19 protein-coding genes are annotated in these 15,785 nt (G+C 52.4%); 14 read left to right on the top strand and 5 right to left on the bottom strand.

Going from position 1 to position 15,785, the window contains the following annotated elements:
* Positions 1–2 precede the first annotated feature (2 nt).
* The 14 genes from tcmP (at position 3) to V6C16_RS01290 (ending at position 11,772) form a co-directional block, all read left to right on the top strand.
* A complete protein-coding gene (gene tcmP / locus V6C16_RS01355) occupies positions 3–1,061 on the top strand; it encodes a three-Cys-motif partner protein TcmP (RefSeq protein WP_333535383.1) in 1,059 nt (352 codons plus the stop codon).
* A gap of 47 nt (positions 1,062–1,108) precedes the next feature.
* The gene (locus tag V6C16_RS01350; protein ID WP_333535382.1) at positions 1,109–1,825 is read left to right on the top strand and encodes a DUF5131 family protein; all 717 of its coding nucleotides are present in this window, start codon (positions 1,109–1,111) and stop codon (positions 1,823–1,825) included.
* Positions 1,826–2,746: 921 nt separating this feature from the next.
* Complete coding sequence (locus V6C16_RS01345; RefSeq protein ID WP_333535381.1) at positions 2,747–3,106, top strand: hypothetical protein; 360 nt, start codon at positions 2,747–2,749, stop codon at positions 3,104–3,106.
* 101 nt (positions 3,107–3,207) lie between these two features.
* Positions 3,208–3,366 carry a hypothetical protein gene (locus V6C16_RS01340; RefSeq protein WP_333535380.1) on the top strand — a complete coding sequence of 53 codons (159 nt, stop codon included), beginning with the start codon at positions 3,208–3,210 and terminating at the stop codon, positions 3,364–3,366.
* Positions 3,363–4,157, top strand: a complete 795-nt coding sequence (locus V6C16_RS01335) for a RecB family exonuclease (protein WP_333535379.1) — start codon at positions 3,363–3,365, stop codon at positions 4,155–4,157. The genes V6C16_RS01340 and V6C16_RS01335 overlap by 4 nt, the downstream gene beginning before the upstream one ends.
* A gap of 5 nt (positions 4,158–4,162) precedes the next feature.
* Positions 4,163–5,242, top strand: a complete 1,080-nt coding sequence (locus V6C16_RS01330) for a hypothetical protein (RefSeq protein ID WP_333535378.1) — start codon at positions 4,163–4,165, stop codon at positions 5,240–5,242.
* Positions 5,243–5,314: 72 nt separating this feature from the next.
* Positions 5,315–6,622 carry a hypothetical protein gene (locus V6C16_RS01325; RefSeq protein ID WP_333535377.1) on the top strand — a complete coding sequence of 436 codons (1,308 nt, stop codon included), beginning with the start codon at positions 5,315–5,317 and terminating at the stop codon, positions 6,620–6,622.
* Positions 6,623–6,941: 319 nt separating this feature from the next.
* Positions 6,942–7,211, top strand: a complete 270-nt coding sequence (locus V6C16_RS01320; protein ID WP_333535376.1) for a hypothetical protein — start codon at positions 6,942–6,944, stop codon at positions 7,209–7,211.
* Between the two features lie 146 nt (positions 7,212–7,357).
* Complete coding sequence (locus V6C16_RS01315; RefSeq protein WP_333535375.1) at positions 7,358–7,549, top strand: hypothetical protein; 192 nt, start codon at positions 7,358–7,360, stop codon at positions 7,547–7,549.
* Positions 7,542–7,943 carry a hypothetical protein gene (locus tag V6C16_RS01310; RefSeq protein WP_333535374.1) on the top strand — a complete coding sequence of 134 codons (402 nt, stop codon included), beginning with the start codon at positions 7,542–7,544 and terminating at the stop codon, positions 7,941–7,943. Before V6C16_RS01315 ends, V6C16_RS01310 begins: the two co-directional genes overlap by 8 nt.
* A gap of 1 nt (position 7,944) precedes the next feature.
* Entirely contained in the window at positions 7,945–9,438 is a 1,494-nt protein-coding gene (locus V6C16_RS01305) for a DNA cytosine methyltransferase (RefSeq protein ID WP_333535373.1), read from the top strand.
* A complete protein-coding gene (locus tag V6C16_RS01300) occupies positions 9,426–9,881 on the top strand; it encodes a Lar family restriction alleviation protein (RefSeq protein WP_333535372.1) in 456 nt (151 codons plus the stop codon). Before V6C16_RS01305 ends, V6C16_RS01300 begins: the two co-directional genes overlap by 13 nt.
* On the top strand, positions 9,878–10,342 hold the full coding sequence (locus V6C16_RS01295) for a hypothetical protein (RefSeq protein ID WP_333535371.1): 465 nt from the start codon (positions 9,878–9,880) through the stop codon (positions 10,340–10,342). The genes V6C16_RS01300 and V6C16_RS01295 overlap by 4 nt, the downstream gene beginning before the upstream one ends.
* A gap of 344 nt (positions 10,343–10,686) precedes the next feature.
* Positions 10,687–11,772 (top strand): tyrosine-type recombinase/integrase, encoded by a 1,086-nt coding sequence (locus V6C16_RS01290; RefSeq protein ID WP_296984533.1) that lies wholly within the window; start codon positions 10,687–10,689, stop codon positions 11,770–11,772.
* Positions 11,773–11,962: 190 nt separating this feature from the next.
* Here the strand turns inward: V6C16_RS01290 and V6C16_RS01285 are convergent, their stop codons facing one another.
* From V6C16_RS01285 to V6C16_RS01265, 5 genes are all read right to left on the bottom strand, one after another.
* Complete coding sequence (locus tag V6C16_RS01285) at positions 11,963–12,700, bottom strand: endonuclease (protein ID WP_333535370.1); 738 nt, start codon at positions 12,698–12,700, stop codon at positions 11,963–11,965.
* The gene (locus tag V6C16_RS01280; RefSeq protein ID WP_333535369.1) at positions 12,700–13,218 is read right to left on the bottom strand and encodes a hypothetical protein; all 519 of its coding nucleotides are present in this window, start codon (positions 13,216–13,218) and stop codon (positions 12,700–12,702) included. Before V6C16_RS01280 ends, V6C16_RS01285 begins: the two co-directional genes overlap by 1 nt.
* Before the next feature lie 113 nt (positions 13,219–13,331).
* On the bottom strand, positions 13,332–14,195 hold the full coding sequence (locus V6C16_RS01275; RefSeq protein ID WP_333535368.1) for an ORF6N domain-containing protein: 864 nt from the start codon (positions 14,193–14,195) through the stop codon (positions 13,332–13,334).
* A 263-nt stretch (positions 14,196–14,458) separates the two neighbouring features.
* Positions 14,459–14,842: a hypothetical protein gene (locus V6C16_RS01270; protein WP_333535367.1), complete on the bottom strand. Its 384-nt coding sequence runs from the start codon at positions 14,840–14,842 to the stop codon at positions 14,459–14,461.
* Between the two features lie 185 nt (positions 14,843–15,027).
* The gene (locus V6C16_RS01265; RefSeq protein ID WP_333535366.1) at positions 15,028–15,627 is read right to left on the bottom strand and encodes a phage tail protein; all 600 of its coding nucleotides are present in this window, start codon (positions 15,625–15,627) and stop codon (positions 15,028–15,030) included.
* Positions 15,628–15,785 lie beyond the last annotated feature (158 nt).

Here is a 15,785-nt window from a genome sequence, read left to right as displayed (position 1 = left end):
AGGTGTCTTCAAAGCCGGACTTCCATGAGGAACCGTTTGATGATGGGACAATACTCAAACTTGAAATTCTTGAAAGCTGTTTAACAGGTTGGCTCCCTGTCTTTCTAAATCATCCATATATTTCATATATTTATATTTACGATTTTTATTGTGGCCCTGGACAAGATATTAAAAATATTCCCGGAAGTCCGGTTCGGATATATAACGCACTAAATAAATATGGTTCTCTTTTGTCCAAAAAAAAGATTCATGTCTGCTTGAACGACGCCGATCCGTTAAAAGTAAATGCATGCAACCTTATCAAAAAGCCTGAAAATATAACTTGCCATTTTACAAACAAATCTGCGGACGAGTGCTTTAAAGCACTGATGCCACGCTCATTTCCTAATAATTCTGCACATTTTTTTTATATAGACCCATGCGGCATTGTTGATTATCAAATGGTTCTGTCTACTGTGAATGCGATTAAAGCTGCGGATACTCTCCTTTTTATACCTGCATCGTTCATTAATAGATTTTACGAACAGGATGGTTTTGCAGCAAGGCTTCCAAATTTTCCGAGGGGCATAAAACCAAAAGAAATAACAAAAATATTTTGCAGGTACTGCAAGGAAGAATTTGGCTTTAATGAAACGTACTTTGCGCCATTTTCTATTAAAAAAACAAAGTCGCATCAGGTGCATGGACTTGTTTTTATGACACGACATCCACTCGGTCTAGAGAAGTTTCTCAGTGCTACTTGGAATAATTCCGTAAACGGAGAATCAAACTTTACGCTTACGGGAGATATGCCGGAAAATGATCAGCATTTTTTGGATGAAACATTTTCAATGACTAGTAAAATACCTGTATTTCAAAGGACACTCAAAGAGAAAATCCTTGCAAAAGAGATAACAACAAACAGAGGTGTATATATTTTTACTGTTACACATGGACATATTATAAAACATGCAAGTAGTGTTATTTCTGAATTGTTGAAAGAAAAAAAGATTAGAAAAAAAGTCTCTATTTCAAACAAGTATGCGCTTTCTAATAATATTGAAACAATTGAACTAGTTTGATTTTTTACATTTAAAGTGCTATAGTTTCTCTACATAAAGAGGTTATTATGGCTACTTCAAAAATAGAATGGACAGAGGCAAGCTGGAACCCGCTAACTGGCTGCACTAAAATTAGCCCAGGCTGCAAAAACTGTTATGCCGAAAAAATGGCCTTGCGCCTTCAGGCAATGGGCAGTCCAAACTATGCAGACGGCTTCAAGCTCAGTCTGCACGAAAGCGCTCTTGGTATCCCAGCCACATGGAAAAAACCCAAGTTGATTTTTGTAAATTCAATGAGCGACCTTTTCCACGAAGACGTTCCGCTTGAATTTATCAAAAAAGTTTTTGGGGTGATGGCTGAAAACAGCCACCATGTTTTTCAAGTATTGACCAAACGTTCAAAAAGACTGCGCCAGCTTGCCCCACAGTTAAAGTGGCCGCAAAACGTCTGGATGGGTGTTAGTATCGAAAACATGGCCTACACTTATCGAATTGACAATTTGCGCGATGTCCCGGCTGAAGTTCGCTTCCTATCGTGCGAACCTCTTCTTGCCTCTTTGGGCCCGCTAGATCTTGCCGGAATACACTGGGTGATCGTTGGCGGCGAATCCGGCCCAGGCTCGCGTCCAATGGAAAAATCTTGGGTTACCGAAATTCGCGATAGCTGCCAGCAACAAGATGTCCCATTCTTTTTCAAACAATGGGGCGGAACAAATAAGAAAAAAGCAGGCAAGCAGTTGGACGGTATGGTTTGGCAACAGAAGCCAGAGTGTTGTTTGATATAGCTCAGCCCCCGAAAGGGGGCTTTTCTACGCTTAAGTCTTATGCCATCTTCAACTGGGGCCGGGAACTCCCTACTAATTTGTGCTCGATGCGGTGACACCAGACGCAACTGGCGCAAAGAGGAGGTGAGTAATGTGGCTAAAACCAGAAATGGTAAAAAAATAGTCTATGTTAGTTCCTACATTAGGGTTAACTCTGATGGCAGTGAAACGCTTGTAAGGCGACACTATCGCTCTACGCCGAACAGGGCTATGTAGTTATATATCCCGGCCCCACCGCTCACTATTCCTTACTGACTATTTCCTCCCCGCCCCTCACGAGGGGCTTTTTTGTTGCCCACTGAACTGCGGGTGTTTTTGTTTTATCAACTTTGTTCACTCGTGTGAATTTAAATCTTGACTTGGTTCACAAATGTGAACATACTGTCTTCACCAACGCACTGCCAGCGCGAATACAGCCCACGGGCGAAAGTAGCACAAGCCGGGAGAGCGAAGGGAAGGCCACAAGTACCGGGTGCAGGACAGCCGCAAGCCCACGGGAGCGGGAAGGCAAACGAAGCACAGGGAAGGCTGAGGAAAGTAAAAGCCCCACAGGGTGGGCGGGTTCTGTTGATCCGTCGCGGAAGATCTACGGCGTCGGGGAGGTTCTGGGGGAGGTGACTAACCCCACAGGGTGACAACCTGCAAAAGAGTTCGGCAATAATTCAGACAGAACGAATTTCTTTCATATACCGCCAGGGAAACATCAACGCCTTGGCGGCAATGTCGGAATTTCAAATTGGCAAGCGCGCCACGCCTTACTTGTTCCCCGTGGCTGCGCAGGGCCGGGCGCATTGGGCGTCCGGCTTTTACATCTCCCGGCACTCGCCGGTTTACATACAGGCCGGGGGTAAATCCCCGGTCTCAACTTTTACGGGGGCCGCCATGAGCGAAGAATTTTACACGCATGAGGACGATGACCTTGAAATTCTCTCTTCGGAAAGAATCTGCGGCAATTGCCGCTTCTGGGATCGCTCTGAAGCCATGGTGGTTCCCGTGTATGACCGCAACGGCATCCGGCGCGGTGAGCTTTCCGTGTGCCCCTGCACTCGCGGCGCGGTTGAAGCTGATGCGGGCGTGTCTGTGACTCTCACGGCGGCAACGGGCCGCTGCGATAACCACGCGGATGAATTCGAGCCGTGTTCAGATTATCTTGATGAACTGGCAAGCCCGGCGTGCTGTGGAACATTCGGTGTTCAGCCCGGGCTGGACTTTCCGGAAACCTTGGGGAGTGGATATGCTTAGTGTTCGACTCGCGTATCTCGGTGATTGGCTGCGCGCGGTGTCCGCAGCCGGGCTTGTCCCTCTGGCGCTGGCGATCTGCAATAGACTGCTAGGGGGCTGACATGTGGCGAGACCTTAACCCTGTGAGCAACTGGCGCGGCTGGGCATTGGCTCTGGTCGCGCTTTTGCTTTTCGCCCTTGTCGGCAGCCTGGACGGACCAGAACAACACGCAGCATATGCCGAGGCGGCAAAGAAAATACAGATGGAGCGGGGGAGATGAAAGATCTTATAAAAATAAGAGCCTCTTCTTTGGCGGAGCTTTTCGATTGCCCTGCCCGGTGGGAGGCAAAGCACGTCAAAGGCTTACGCTTGCCCGCGTCCGATGCGGCTCTCCTTGGCACTGCTGTACACGCAGGGGCTGCACTTTTCGATCAGCGGATCATTGCTGGTAGCCCGCTTACACCTGATGAAGCGGCTGGGGCCGTTGTGGATGCCATACATCATCCTGACGAAGAGGTCGATTGGGGGGAATCCTCACCACGGGAAGCAGAGAGCATCGCTTTGCCCCTGCACAAAATGTACTGCGAGCAAATAGCCCCTCAGCAATCATATGTCGCTGTTGAGGCCACCTGCGACGATCTTCCCATTGAAGACGTTGGCTTGATTCTTACTGGCACCCTGGACCGCATTTATGAAGAGCGTGGATGCTTGGGCATTGCCGATATCAAGACGGGCAAAAGCGCCGTTTCCGCTGATGGCAAGGTTAATACCAAGGGGCATGCGGCACAAATGGGCGTGTATGAGCTCATGGCATCCAGAGCAACAGGACTGCCGATTGACGCCCCAGCAAAAATTATGGGGCTGCAGGTCGCAAAAACTGACAAAGGGCGCAGGGCAGGGGTAGGGGAAATATCTGGCGCACGTTCCCTGCTGGTGGGTGGCGATGAGGGGCCGGGGTTGCTCACTATTGCCTCGAACATGCTTCATTCCGGCCTGTTTTACGGAAATCCCAAATCGCAAATCTGCGGAGAAAAATACTGTCCGGCCTTTCATGTGTGCCGGTGGAGGTAACTTTCATGACTCAGGCTGCAACAGAATCTCAAGCGGCGCGTTCCGGCGTTAATTCGACAAGTCTCGCGGAACTCAAGGCGCAGACAAGCTCTCTCCCCGCTGAAACACAACTTAGCTTCTTCACGGCAGGCGGCTTTGCTCTCATGCAACGGGGGGCGGCACTGCTCTCTAGCAGCACGCTAGTTCCAAGTGCCTACAGGGCAGAAATTGAAGAAAAGAGATATGGTAAGGTAGTTGGGATGAAAAAAAATCCCAATGCCATGCCCAACTGCGTGCTTGCGCTGAACATGAGTCAGCGCATGGGAGCTGACCCGCTTATGGTCATGCAAAACCTCTATATCGTAGATGGAAGACCTGCGTGGTCCAGTCAATTTATCATTGCCGCAATCAACGCCTGCGGCAAGTTCAGTCCCTTGCGCTTTACAATTGAAGAGCTTGGCGAAAAGGAAGTCGAGTGGATCACAGTCAAGTGGGTATCAAACCCCAATGGCGGCAAAGACATTCCCCAAGATGTGCAGCATAAAGCCAAGATTATGAACCGGCAATGTCGGGCTTGGGCCATCGAAAAATCTACAGGTGAACGCCTGGATGGCCCAGTGGTTAGCATGGATATGGCGGTAGTAGAAGGCTGGTTTGGCAAGGCTGGCTCAAAGTGGCAGACCATGCCGGAAGTCATGCTTCGGTACCGTGCAGCATCGTTCTTCGGTAAGCTCTATGCCCCTGAACTGCTCATGGGCATTCAGACGGCTGAGGAAATCCACGACACCATCGACCTGTCGGAAATGTCGCCTGGTGCATTCGGTATGGATGAACCGAAGCCAATGACAATGGATGATATCAAAGCCTCACTCCCGCAGGCTGATCCCGGCGAACATATCGACATGTCCACGGGCGAGGTTACGCAGACAGAGCCTGTGCCGGATGAAACACCTCCGACAAAATCCAAGGCAGGCAAAGCCCAAGCCCATGCCCATGCCGCCCCCGGCGAAAGCACCTTCCCCTGCCCCCGTAAGGATAACGCGCCCGTCCCCGATGAAGACTGTTTCTATTGCCCTGAACGCGACGGTTGCCCCTCGCGCGCGTAATTTCCCCTCCCTACCCTCCACAAGCCCGCGGCGTTCCCATAGCGTCGCGGGCACATTTTTTAGGAGATCAACATGGCCCGAAAGAAAGCAACGGCGCTGCCGCAGCCCGAACCAGAAATGTTCACGATTTACGGCGACATTACACAGGAAACCGAGGACGCCATCCTGCTCACCTGCAATGATGATGAAGTCTGGCTGCCCAAGAGCCAGATTGAATATGCAGGGGAACGCGGCGACATAGATATAGAAGTGACCCTGCCCGACTGGCTGGCCGAAGACAAAGGGCTGGTGGACGGGCAAGGGCACATAACGGTTTTTGGTGACGGGGAAGAGCAGCCGCAGGAAGCCACGCCTGAGCATAACGCGACAATGGTGATCACCCTGACCATCCACGCCTTTTCGGAAAATGGCGAAACGGCCACCGTCGAAGACCGCTACGGTAACACCGCCGACATTCCTACGGATTCATTTACTCATGGTGAAGATGGGATCAACGTGGGCGACACGGTCTTGTGCGACGTCTTGGCCAGCGCTGTGGAACCGACAGACCTTTGCCCCGACGAGCCGATGGCAGACAGCGAGGCGCCTGCCTTGCTGCGTAAGCATGATGTCCATTGGCTCAAGCGCGATACCTGCACCAAGGCTTTCCCGTTGTCTGATGAAGATAAGATCGCCCTGGGCAAAGAAATGGCCGCAGCCCAGGCCAGGATTGACATGCTCGAAGACGAACTTGCAGATACGCGGAAGGAATACAAGGCAAAGATTGATGCGGAACAAAAGCGGTTGAGCAAAGCCGCTGCTGAATTCCGCAGGGGCAAAACCGAACCGCAAGACGTGCTGTGCGACGTGTATCAGGATTTCGATTCCGGCGAACTCGTTTACGTCACGGCCGACGATGCCGCTGAAGAAATCATGCGTCGCCCAATGACCACAGATGAACGCCGCCCGACGCTGTTTGACGGCCCGCCTGACAGCGGCAAAGGGCATTCTGCTCCCCTGGGTGAAGATCTCCGTAAAAAGGGGACTACGGAGCAGACGCCGCAAACGTGGGGGCATACCTGCGTTAACTGCGCACACATCGACAACGCCGAAGACGGCTCACAGGCCGACGAGTGCGCCAACTGTGTGCAGACTGTTGACGGCGGCCTGGATAATTGGGCGCCGCGTCGTGAATGCCCCACCTGCAATTACAAAAGCATGTCCGTCAACATGCCCCCGTGCAGTACGTGCATACTCAACCCGGAAGCAGCAGACGGCGCCAGTGATGATAACTGGATCACGGACGGCGTGAACACGGAAAAAGCACCGGTTGAAGATGTGCCGGCAGATCAGCCGCCCGTGGCTCTGGAGCCGCAGACAACTGAGGCCGCCATACAGTGAGCGGTTACGACAACCCGAACCGCCCTGAATTCACTGGTAAGCGCAAATCAAAGAACTTTGCCCGCATCTACGCAAGCTGTAAGGGCGAAAGGTTGAGTGACGGCAAGCCGTCCCGCACATGCAAAAAGTGCGGGACGGTCAGCAAAAAGAAGAAATGCCCCATTTGCGGATGCGGGCTGTTTGACAAATTGTGACCCCCCCTCCCTCACCCCATACGACAGGCGGCATCTGGATGGTGTCGCCTGAAATTGTGTGGTGAATCACGGTAGCAACCCCCAACCCGCGCCCGTCCGGTTCGTAGGCGGGCAAGGAGCATATTATGCCACTGTATCGCAAGAAGCCTGTAGTGATTGAAGCCCGTCAGTTTGTCACCGACAACGACACTGACGAATTGTGCATGAATGCCTTGGTTGGCTGGATTGTCAATAACGGTGGCACTGCCAGTCATAACGGCACGGATATTACTATTGCCACGCTGGAAGGCGACCACCGCGCTACCTGCGGCGACTATATTATTAAGGGCGTCAAAGGCGAGTTTTATCCCTGCAAGCCGGACATTTTCGAAGCGACATACGAAGCGGTTGAATAATCCCTAACCCCTGCCCGTGGGGCGATACGCGGGCCATATTTATTTGACCCATGTTTGACTGACGCCGCCCACTGAGGCGGCTTTTATTTCTCAGCCATACATCCTCTCAGGTGGGCCGCGCATACCGACAACGCGGGGGATACAAAATGAAGGCCATAATCTACGGGGCAGATACCAATCAGCAAAAGTGGGAAGCGGCACGCAGAGCATACGAAATGATGCTTGCCGATGGGGATACAGACTGCGGGTACACGTTCAACAACGGCATACAGGTGTACGCCCAACGCGGCAAGTATAGTATCGCACTGACAGTACAGCCGGAGGCCATCCATGAGTGATACGACGACCACGATCACGCCGGAAGAGCGGCATTATTACGTCCGTGAAAAACAGTTCCAGATCACATCTGAGGACGTTCGGTCGTGGCTCATGGAGGCCACCAGAGACAGAAGAAAAACAACTTACGAGCTAAACTTCAGGATTCTCAGGCTTGTTACTGCATTGAAGTCTGTTGAAGAACGCGCTGCCGAACTTGAGTCCGAGAGCGCGAGGCTGCGGGCGGAACGCGATTGGCTGGCTGAAAATATCGCAGACCGTCCGTGTGCTTACGATAGCTGCCCGTTCGGGCTGCATCGCCCCACCGGGCCAGATGATGATGACTGCGATAAAACGCGCGCCCAATGTTGGAAAGAAGCCGCCCGCCGCGCCGTGGCTGCGGGCGAGGGGGAGTGATGTGTCTGCGTACTACAACGAAATCGACCCATTCGCCGCCGCATGGCTGCGTGAACTAATCAAGGCCGGGCATATCGCTCCGGGCGAAGTTGATGAAAGGAGCATTGCCGATGTTATGCCAAGCGACCTTGCCGGGTTTACCCAGTGCCACTTTTTCGCAGGAATTGGCGTTTGGAGCTACGCCCTGCGCAACGCTGGATGGTCAGATGATCGCCAAGTTTGGACAGGCTCATGTCCCTGCCAGCCTTTCAGCAGTGCCGGAAAAGGAATGGGCTTTAAAGACGAGCGCCACCTCTGGCCCGAATTCTACCGTCTTATCAGCCAGTGCCGCCCTACAGTCTGCTTTGGAGAGCAGGTTGCGTCAAAGGACGGCCTCGCTTGGCTCGACCTTGTACAAGCTGACATGGAAAACGCGGACTACGCCTTCGGGGCGGTTGATACCTGCAGTGCGAGCTTCGGTGCGCCGCATATCAGGCAAAGATTATACTGGGTGGCCGACGCCAAGACTGACAGACTACAAGGGCGGGTACAGCGGGGGCCGGATACGGAACGGGAAGCTGTCAACGGACAGGCTGGACGTAACGGCACAATTGACCGGCTGGCCAACTCCATTAGCAGCGGACAGCTGTGGTCGCGCGGGTGCAGCAGCACACAAGAACAGCGAACTGCCGAATGCTGTTTGCTTGGCAGGTTGGCCGACGCCGAGGGCGGTGGATGGAGAGAAAAACAGCAGGACGATGGAAGGCGCGATGCGGGAAATGGAGAGGGGAAAACTTTGCTGCTTGCCGGGAATAGCAGCCATCACAGGCCCCGCCCGACTAATTGCTTCTGGCGAGATGCTGACTGGCTCTTGTGCAGGGATGGAAAGTGGAGGGCAGTTGAACCCGGCACTTTCCCGTTGGCTCATGGGGCTGCCCATAGAATGGGATGTGTGTGCTCCCAATGCAAAACAGAGGCGGTAGTTTATGAAGGAATGTACTTTTTGCGGAAAGTCTCTGATTGGAATGAAGGACGCGAACAGAAGGAGGTATTGCAGCAAAGAGTGCTATCGTTTGCACAAACTATCAATGCCTTTAATAAACAGGAGCACAGCGCATTATCGTGCCAGAGAGACGAAGGATTCTCTTTGCGAAATTTGCAGCAGTACAACCAACCTACAGGTTCACCACAAAGACTTGAATCCGTTGAACGATTCACCACAGAACTTACAGACCCTATGCTCAAAATGCCACCACAAGATTCACTCCAAAGAGCTGCTTTCTGTGTGCGCCGTTTGTGGGAAGGAATTCAAAGCGGCATCACACAGGAACAGGAACAAGATATGTTCTGCCCTGTGTGCCAGAGAATGGGGGCGCATGTCTGCACAGAAGAGGTGGTCAAAAACCGTGTAGGACGACTGCGCGGTTACGGCAATGCAATCAATGCCGAGCAAGCGAAAGCGTTCATAGAAGCGTTCATGGAAACTACTAAGGAGCACCAGCCATGCCAGAACTGAAGCCCTGCCCCGCATGCGGGAGCGATAACGTGGAATGCCTTGTCTGTACTATCAACGCTGACGAAAAGCAGGATATCCATTTTCATATTGCGTGCGAGTCCTGCTATACCTCCGGCCCCATTGCCGACAATGGCAAAATTGCGGTCGACAAGTGGAACTCTCTGCCCCGCCGTCCTGATTACAACGATGTGGACTGCGCAGGCTGCCCGGAGCGGCGGCGCGGGTATCTGACGTGGACAACGGAGCCGCCGAAGGTGGCGGGGTGGTACTGGTGCAGGCCGAGTGGGCTGAACATGCCGCGCTGCGTAGAAGTGTATGGAGCATGGGAGCAACTGATGTTTGGAAGTAAGCGCGATGATTACAATCCGCAGATGCCAGTGACAAGAGAAGGCTTTGAATGGGCTGGCCCCATCCCTATGCCGCTTGAACCGGAGGAATCATGACGACCGCACATCTCCCCCACGCCATCCAGCACCGCGATACCCTGCTGGCGCTCACAGTGATGGAAGCGGCACTGGGCATCCTGTGTAAAATTGCCAAGCCTGGAAGCAAGCTGGCTACACGATGCGCCACAGTCTCGCGCTGGATCGAAGAATGTTCCCCGGCCCTGAAGGTCAAACGGCTGTCCTCAGGTGCTCAACGTGACCTCGACGCCGCGTGCGAATCCCTGGCCGAGCACATGCTGACAGAAGGCACCGGGCCGGAGTTGTTACGCAACTGGTCGGCCCAGTATTGGACAGGATTCACAATGTTTTTGGACGCCCGGCGGCGCTGCACAGATTTCACGGTGGGTAAATCTTGGGGCTGGCTTGAGCGCACCGGGTGGTCGTTGGGCTACCTACTGATGGAGTTGGTGCCCGGCTGCGATGTGGCCGGGACAGATATATTTTTGGAGGTGGCGTAGAGTGGAGAGACTGTTACGACAGCAAGACATAGCGGCCATGCTTGGGACTTCCCCAGGTGTGGCCGCTTCAATTTTGGCGGCACGTGGTGTGCATCCCATTGACTTCGGTATTGGCCGAAGCCGTGGACGGCGCTGGCTGTCATCGGCTGTCAGGCAGGCCATGCTTGATATGCACGAAGCTGCACAGCCAAAAACAGGAGGGCAGCGGCAAGGTAAACCCCAGCCCCATCCATGCATACGGCTAACAGCCATGTCCATAGACGATATTTACAGATTGACCCAAGGCCAAAGTGTCCAGTAGCGTAGAGCCGGGCACATTTGGCGCATGATGGAGGCATATCATCATGGCCATACGTTACCGGCAGGGCCGCGCTTCGCCGTGGCAATGTTACTGGAACAATCCGTTTACTGGCAAGCGTGAGAGCGCGAACTTCAGGACCAAACACGAAGCGGAAAAACATGACTCCCTGATCAAACATCGCATTAAGTTTGACAGGGAGTCATTTAGAAAAGAGGAGGAACCTCAAGAAAGCCAGGAAGTCCTCACACTCGAAGGGGTGTACTTCTTGTACCTCAAGCAAAAACAGTTTAACAAGTCCAGCCTGCAATGGCAAATGAAGACGATGCGTTACCCCCTGTCCAAGCTGGGAGAAAAACCTATCGGGAGCATCACGCGCAAAGACATTGAAGCCGTAATGTCGGAGATGCTGCAATGGGACGTAAAACCAGTCACCGTGCGGGAATATCTCTCAGTATTGAGAACCGTCTTGCGTTGGTGCACAAGTGAGGGGTTTTGCGACCCAGTAGATTTCCCCAAGCTCCCCCCGGCTAAATATGAAAAATTCATTCCGCCAACCCCGGAAGAAATACGGGCAATCCTTAGCAACGCCTCCCCTCACGTCGTGCGCGTCATTATCCTAGGTTCGCAATGTGGCGTCCGTGTGGGGCCGTGTGAACTGTTCAAGTTGACATGGAATGATGTTGACCTGGAACGCGGAGTCTTGCGTGTACACGGGGCAAAGAAAAACCTGAATGCGCCGTGGCGCGAAGTGCCAATTAGGCAAAGCCTGTTGCCTGTGTTCCGGAAATGGCAAGCTGAAGATGTTCCCCAAGGAAATGACTACCTCGTACACTACAATGGTGGTCCTGTACGCAGGATATGGCGAGCGTGGCGCAACACGCTCAGAAGAGCAGGTATCACACGCCGCTTGCGGCCCTATGACCTGCGCCATGCATTTGGCACAGAAATGGTTGCAGCAGGTGTGGACGTAGGAACAGTTGCCAGCCTCATGGGGCACAGCAACCCGACAATGCTTTTGACGCACTATCAGTATGTCATGGACAAGCAAAAAAGGGCCGCCGTTGAAGCTCTTCCAGAAGTGTCCGTATGTGTCCAAGGGACATGTGCCCAAAGAGGCCAGACGCAATAACATCTGTGAATACACACTGATACGAGATGCGCAAATGGGCAAGCATGGTCTTGCCGCTGCCAACTAACATCCTGATAATATAGAACTATTGAAATAATAAATGTGCCAAATGTGCCCAATTTGGCCTTTTCCCATCCCCACTATGTGCCCAAGGGCACACCCACCTTCGCCCGTCCGGGCATCTCTTCCCTCACCACATCTTTGCCGCTTCACACGGCTCTTTCACAAACCTGTTCTCATTCCCCTGCACAGCTTCAATTCGCTTCGCTCTGGTGCATTCCCACTGATCAACAGGGTACATTTTATCCCACGCGCCCATAAGCTGTTCCTGCTGGCGACTCATTTTGTAGCGCGGATATGCATCCTGCATGTAGAAGTACGTGCGCGCGATCTGGCCCCGCGCGCGTGCCGGGGGTTCTGCCTTCCGGTCTGCAATCTTCATCTCACAACTGCCGAACGACGATTCTTCTCCGGGCAGCATCTGAAAATTGAAGTTTGAGCGCATGGCGTTGACCGCGCCTATGGCCGGGTACAAGTTATACATGTCGGCTTGCATGTGGCGGTATTCTGGGTTGACCTTTTCGGCGCATTTGCGGCCCTTGAACGCCTTGCCGCGATTATCAACGCATTCCGGCGAACCCTCACGCCATTCGTCAAAGGCACGCCCGAAGTTCTCCGCAGGAACCACGTGCTCCCATTCAACACGATTCGCTCGCTTGATCGGTATCACGATTCCATCCGGCAGTGTCACATTCCCCTGTGCGTCATACTCGGCACCACAATAGAATGTAATGCGGTGGTCGGCGTAGACCTGGGACAACATCTTTTTCGAACGCGAGAAACTATCGTTAGTCGTGTTGCCTGCGGCCATGGCCAGAGCGGGGAGCAGCAGGGCGGCAAGCAGAGTAGAGAGAAGGAATTTGCGCATTATTCTTTATCCTCTAGGTTGACTTCATTACCATGATCGTCTTTGTTCGTCACAATAATTGTAATCCATTCTTGAGAAACATCACTGTCATACTCAAAATCCGCAAGGCCTGACTGTGCATTTGTTATAACTTCTAATGCGATAAGTAGATTTACAATATAAACAAATACTGTAACAGGCTCATTCCATATAAAAATATTGTATAATAGCGCAGAAATGCCAATTATTATAGTGCTTCTAATAATTGACACGAGAGAGCTGCAAAATAAAATGCTTTCTTTTTGGATTTTTTTAAAAATTAAATGTTTTGGTTTGCATAAATAAACTATATACATTGGGATTAACACTGAAAGTAAGATCACTAAAAGTTCAAGCTTTTTGGCTTCAATTTCATTCAATACATGAGGCATATCTGCAGAAAATGTAAAAGACAAAACTAGACCTACGAGCAGTCTATGTATAAAAAATCTTAAATCTTTACGCACATTAAACAAAGTAAACAGGTGGTTAAGAGGCATGCATTATTTCTCCATCGTATGGGGACTCTCATTTGTTGCAAGATAATATCCAAGGCTGCGAAAAAGAAAAAGCCGCCCATTTCTGAGCGGCCTTTTCATTTAAGACGTTAATCTCACCTCATGGCGCCGTAAATCTTCCTTGCCGTCTGCATCATGAAGTAGCCAGTGCCCACGGCATTCTTGGCCGCAGATATGCAGGGCTGCACCGCGTCAATAAGCTGCTTGTTCCTGACAAGTTCGCTGTACATCATACCTCCGGGCCGGGCAAAGATGCTCATGCCGTTGCACAGCCGCTCTATAAGCCGTTCAATATCAAGAATGTCCTTCTCGAATGTTGGGAACATGGTCGGCAGGAACTCGGTATTCTCCGGCGCAGCGGGCAGCGCCTTGCCCGCAGCGTCAATCTTCCCCTGCACAAAGGCCAGCGCGTCACCAATCCACTCCACAGGCAGATCGTCAATCCGCGCAAGCTGGAAGTGCGCCTTGACCTGCGGCCACAGGGCTTGATGCGGAGTGCCGCTGACCTGCGCCCATGCGGCAACCAATGAGCGCAGGGGCTTGCGGTCGTCGGCGGTGGACGGCGTGAGGGTGGTGGGTTGCGGCTTAACCACTCGGAAGAAAGTTTCTTCCAGCATCTCGAACACGTCCCATGCCTGATCTGTGTTCAGCATCTTGGCGTGACGGGCTGCACCGCGTTCAAGCCAAAGGGTGAGGTTGCGGGTGCGGGCTGGAACGACTGACCCAAAAGTTTTGGTGCAGTCACGAAATGACTTTACTTCTCCATTGGTTAAAATGAAGAAATGCTTGCCTTCGGTGAAGCGTTCCCGATTGTTTGCAAAATTCATTTGAATGTTCTTGGGCGTGCAACCATATGCCTTCGCCAGCATTTCAGTGGTGACAACGGGCAAGCCCTTGTAGGTGAGCGGAGGAAGAGAAGAAGACGGGGAAACAGTGGGGAGAAGATGGGCCTGACTCATGCGAGCCTCCTTGAGAACTTTTCAGGTTCACGGGGACATCCTCAAACAAAGAGAATGCCGGGCGCTGAAAACAGCTCAAGGTGCTGCGGACTATTTCCCCCAATGGGGTATTGTATTTCGTCCACGCCCGGCAATGGATACTTCTATAGCCCAAAAAAGGGCGCAAAAAAAGCCATTGACTTTCGGAAATGGCGTGGCCGCCTTGAAGGTGTTTTCAGCACCGTGAAGTCACGCCATCATGAAACGGTTAGAATGTCAAGTTTTCAAAAACTGCTGCGCAGTTTTGCTTGTCGCTTCAAAGATTCTTCAACGGTTTCGTCTGTCGTTCTATATTTAATAGGCGCGGTTATTTCACCAAACCATTCTTTCAGTAATTTTTGGCAACGCTGTTTTTCTGCTTTTCGTACGGGCGAGCTTACTTTGGCGTCATCGCCAAGTAAGTACATAAAGACAATAACGTGTTCTATTTTCCCGTCGTTCGTCAGAGTCATAAATCGGCTTTCGCGTGAAATGCGGGTTTCCCATTTCGCGTTGGGGTTATCTTCAACCCAGTCTTTCCATAGTGGCCTGCCGTCTTTTTTGGGCTTGCGGGCTTTCTGTTTGGGCTTCTCTCTTACAAGGCCAAGCAGACTTTTAAAAAAACTCATGGGCACCCCCTTTGCTTTTCTTGTCATTTTACCCGAACCCTCCATCTTTAAGCAAGGCGGTATGACATGGCTGTAGCCGACGAACTGGTCACAATGCAATAAGCGGGCGCGCAAGTTGGCACAAGCGGCCATGTAAAAAAAGCGGGGTTTTGCCCCGCTTTTTGTGTCCTTATTGGCACGCAAGATTAGACCGCGTAAAACACAACAATAGCCTGTACGGCATCAGCGGTATCTGCTGCCTCCACGGCTGCCAGCAGATCGTCACGCCGGGCCGCATGAGCTTGCATGATATACGCAAGGCCCTCGGCGTCCTCGGCGGCAAACGCAGCCGCGCCGATAGTTATGTCCTGCTCTGTCGGGTTAGCTGTCGGCATTGTCAGAGATGCGGCCACGGCGGCGTCATAGCCCGCCTGCACCTCGGCGCGCTTATCTGCCTGGGCCTCGGCTAGCAGCTCGGCATCAGTCTTGGCTGGCCGTTCTGTAACTGCACCCTCCGGCAGGGGGCCGATGTTTTTCATTTGCCGGGCCGGGCTGGCGTTGGTGTCGCCCGGCAGCCAGTAATCAGTAGCACCTTGCACCACGGCGGCGGCAAAAAGCGGCTCCTTGCGTTCCCGGTGGTCATCAACCATAACCCAGCCTTTGCCATCCACATGCTGCGGCCACTGTTTGGGCCACGGCAACGGCGGCAGGTCGTCGAGAGCGGAGTTGCCGGGCTGAACAGTATTATATTTAACGGTGCCGTGAAAAAAACGATCTGGCTTCGTATATCTGTGGGCTTCAGGCATTATTTACTCCTTAAATTATATTGTCGCCTCTCGGCGTGGGAGGCGTGCGTGGTGATGCTATTCGCGAAATATACGGCGACATATCCGGCGCTATTACGCATTTAGCGCGCAATACGACTGGCACCGCTGTCTTTAATGTTACAGACGGTCTGCCGCAG

The organism is Desulfovibrio sp. 1188_IL3213 (genome assembly GCF_036763145.1).
Classification (GTDB): Bacteria; Desulfobacterota; Desulfovibrionia; order Desulfovibrionales; family Desulfovibrionaceae; genus Desulfovibrio.
Note: the sequence above shows the minus strand (reverse complement) of the source record. Positions and strands in the feature narration are given on the sequence as shown.

Coding starts and splice junctions, on each gene's coding strand:
- V6C16_RS01325 (WP_333535377.1), top strand. CDS start 5,315: ATGGCCCGAAAGAAAGCAACGGCGCTGCCGCAGCCCGAACCAGAAATG.
- V6C16_RS01335 (WP_333535379.1), top strand. CDS start 3,363: ATGAAAGATCTTATAAAAATAAGAGCCTCTTCTTTGGCGGAGCTTTTC.
- V6C16_RS01285 (WP_333535370.1), bottom strand. CDS start 12,700: ATGCGCAAATTCCTTCTCTCTACTCTGCTTGCCGCCCTGCTGCTCCCC.
- V6C16_RS01270 (WP_333535367.1), bottom strand. CDS start 14,842: ATGAGTTTTTTTAAAAGTCTGCTTGGCCTTGTAAGAGAGAAGCCCAAA.
- V6C16_RS01345 (WP_333535381.1), top strand. CDS start 2,747: ATGAGCGAAGAATTTTACACGCATGAGGACGATGACCTTGAAATTCTC.
- V6C16_RS01320 (WP_333535376.1), top strand. CDS start 6,942: ATGCCACTGTATCGCAAGAAGCCTGTAGTGATTGAAGCCCGTCAGTTT.
- V6C16_RS01280 (WP_333535369.1), bottom strand. CDS start 13,218: ATGCCTCTTAACCACCTGTTTACTTTGTTTAATGTGCGTAAAGATTTA.
- V6C16_RS01295 (WP_333535371.1), top strand. CDS start 9,878: ATGACGACCGCACATCTCCCCCACGCCATCCAGCACCGCGATACCCTG.
- V6C16_RS01310 (WP_333535374.1), top strand. CDS start 7,542: ATGAGTGATACGACGACCACGATCACGCCGGAAGAGCGGCATTATTAC.
- V6C16_RS01275 (WP_333535368.1), bottom strand. CDS start 14,195: ATGAGTCAGGCCCATCTTCTCCCCACTGTTTCCCCGTCTTCTTCTCTT.
- V6C16_RS01340 (WP_333535380.1), top strand. CDS start 3,208: ATGTGGCGAGACCTTAACCCTGTGAGCAACTGGCGCGGCTGGGCATTG.
- V6C16_RS01265 (WP_333535366.1), bottom strand. CDS start 15,627: ATGCCTGAAGCCCACAGATATACGAAGCCAGATCGTTTTTTTCACGGC.
- V6C16_RS01330 (WP_333535378.1), top strand. CDS start 4,163: ATGACTCAGGCTGCAACAGAATCTCAAGCGGCGCGTTCCGGCGTTAAT.
- V6C16_RS01315 (WP_333535375.1), top strand. CDS start 7,358: ATGAAGGCCATAATCTACGGGGCAGATACCAATCAGCAAAAGTGGGAA.
- V6C16_RS01350 (WP_333535382.1), top strand. CDS start 1,109: ATGGCTACTTCAAAAATAGAATGGACAGAGGCAAGCTGGAACCCGCTA.
- V6C16_RS01290 (WP_296984533.1), top strand. CDS start 10,687: ATGGCCATACGTTACCGGCAGGGCCGCGCTTCGCCGTGGCAATGTTAC.
- V6C16_RS01300 (WP_333535372.1), top strand. CDS start 9,426: ATGCCAGAACTGAAGCCCTGCCCCGCATGCGGGAGCGATAACGTGGAA.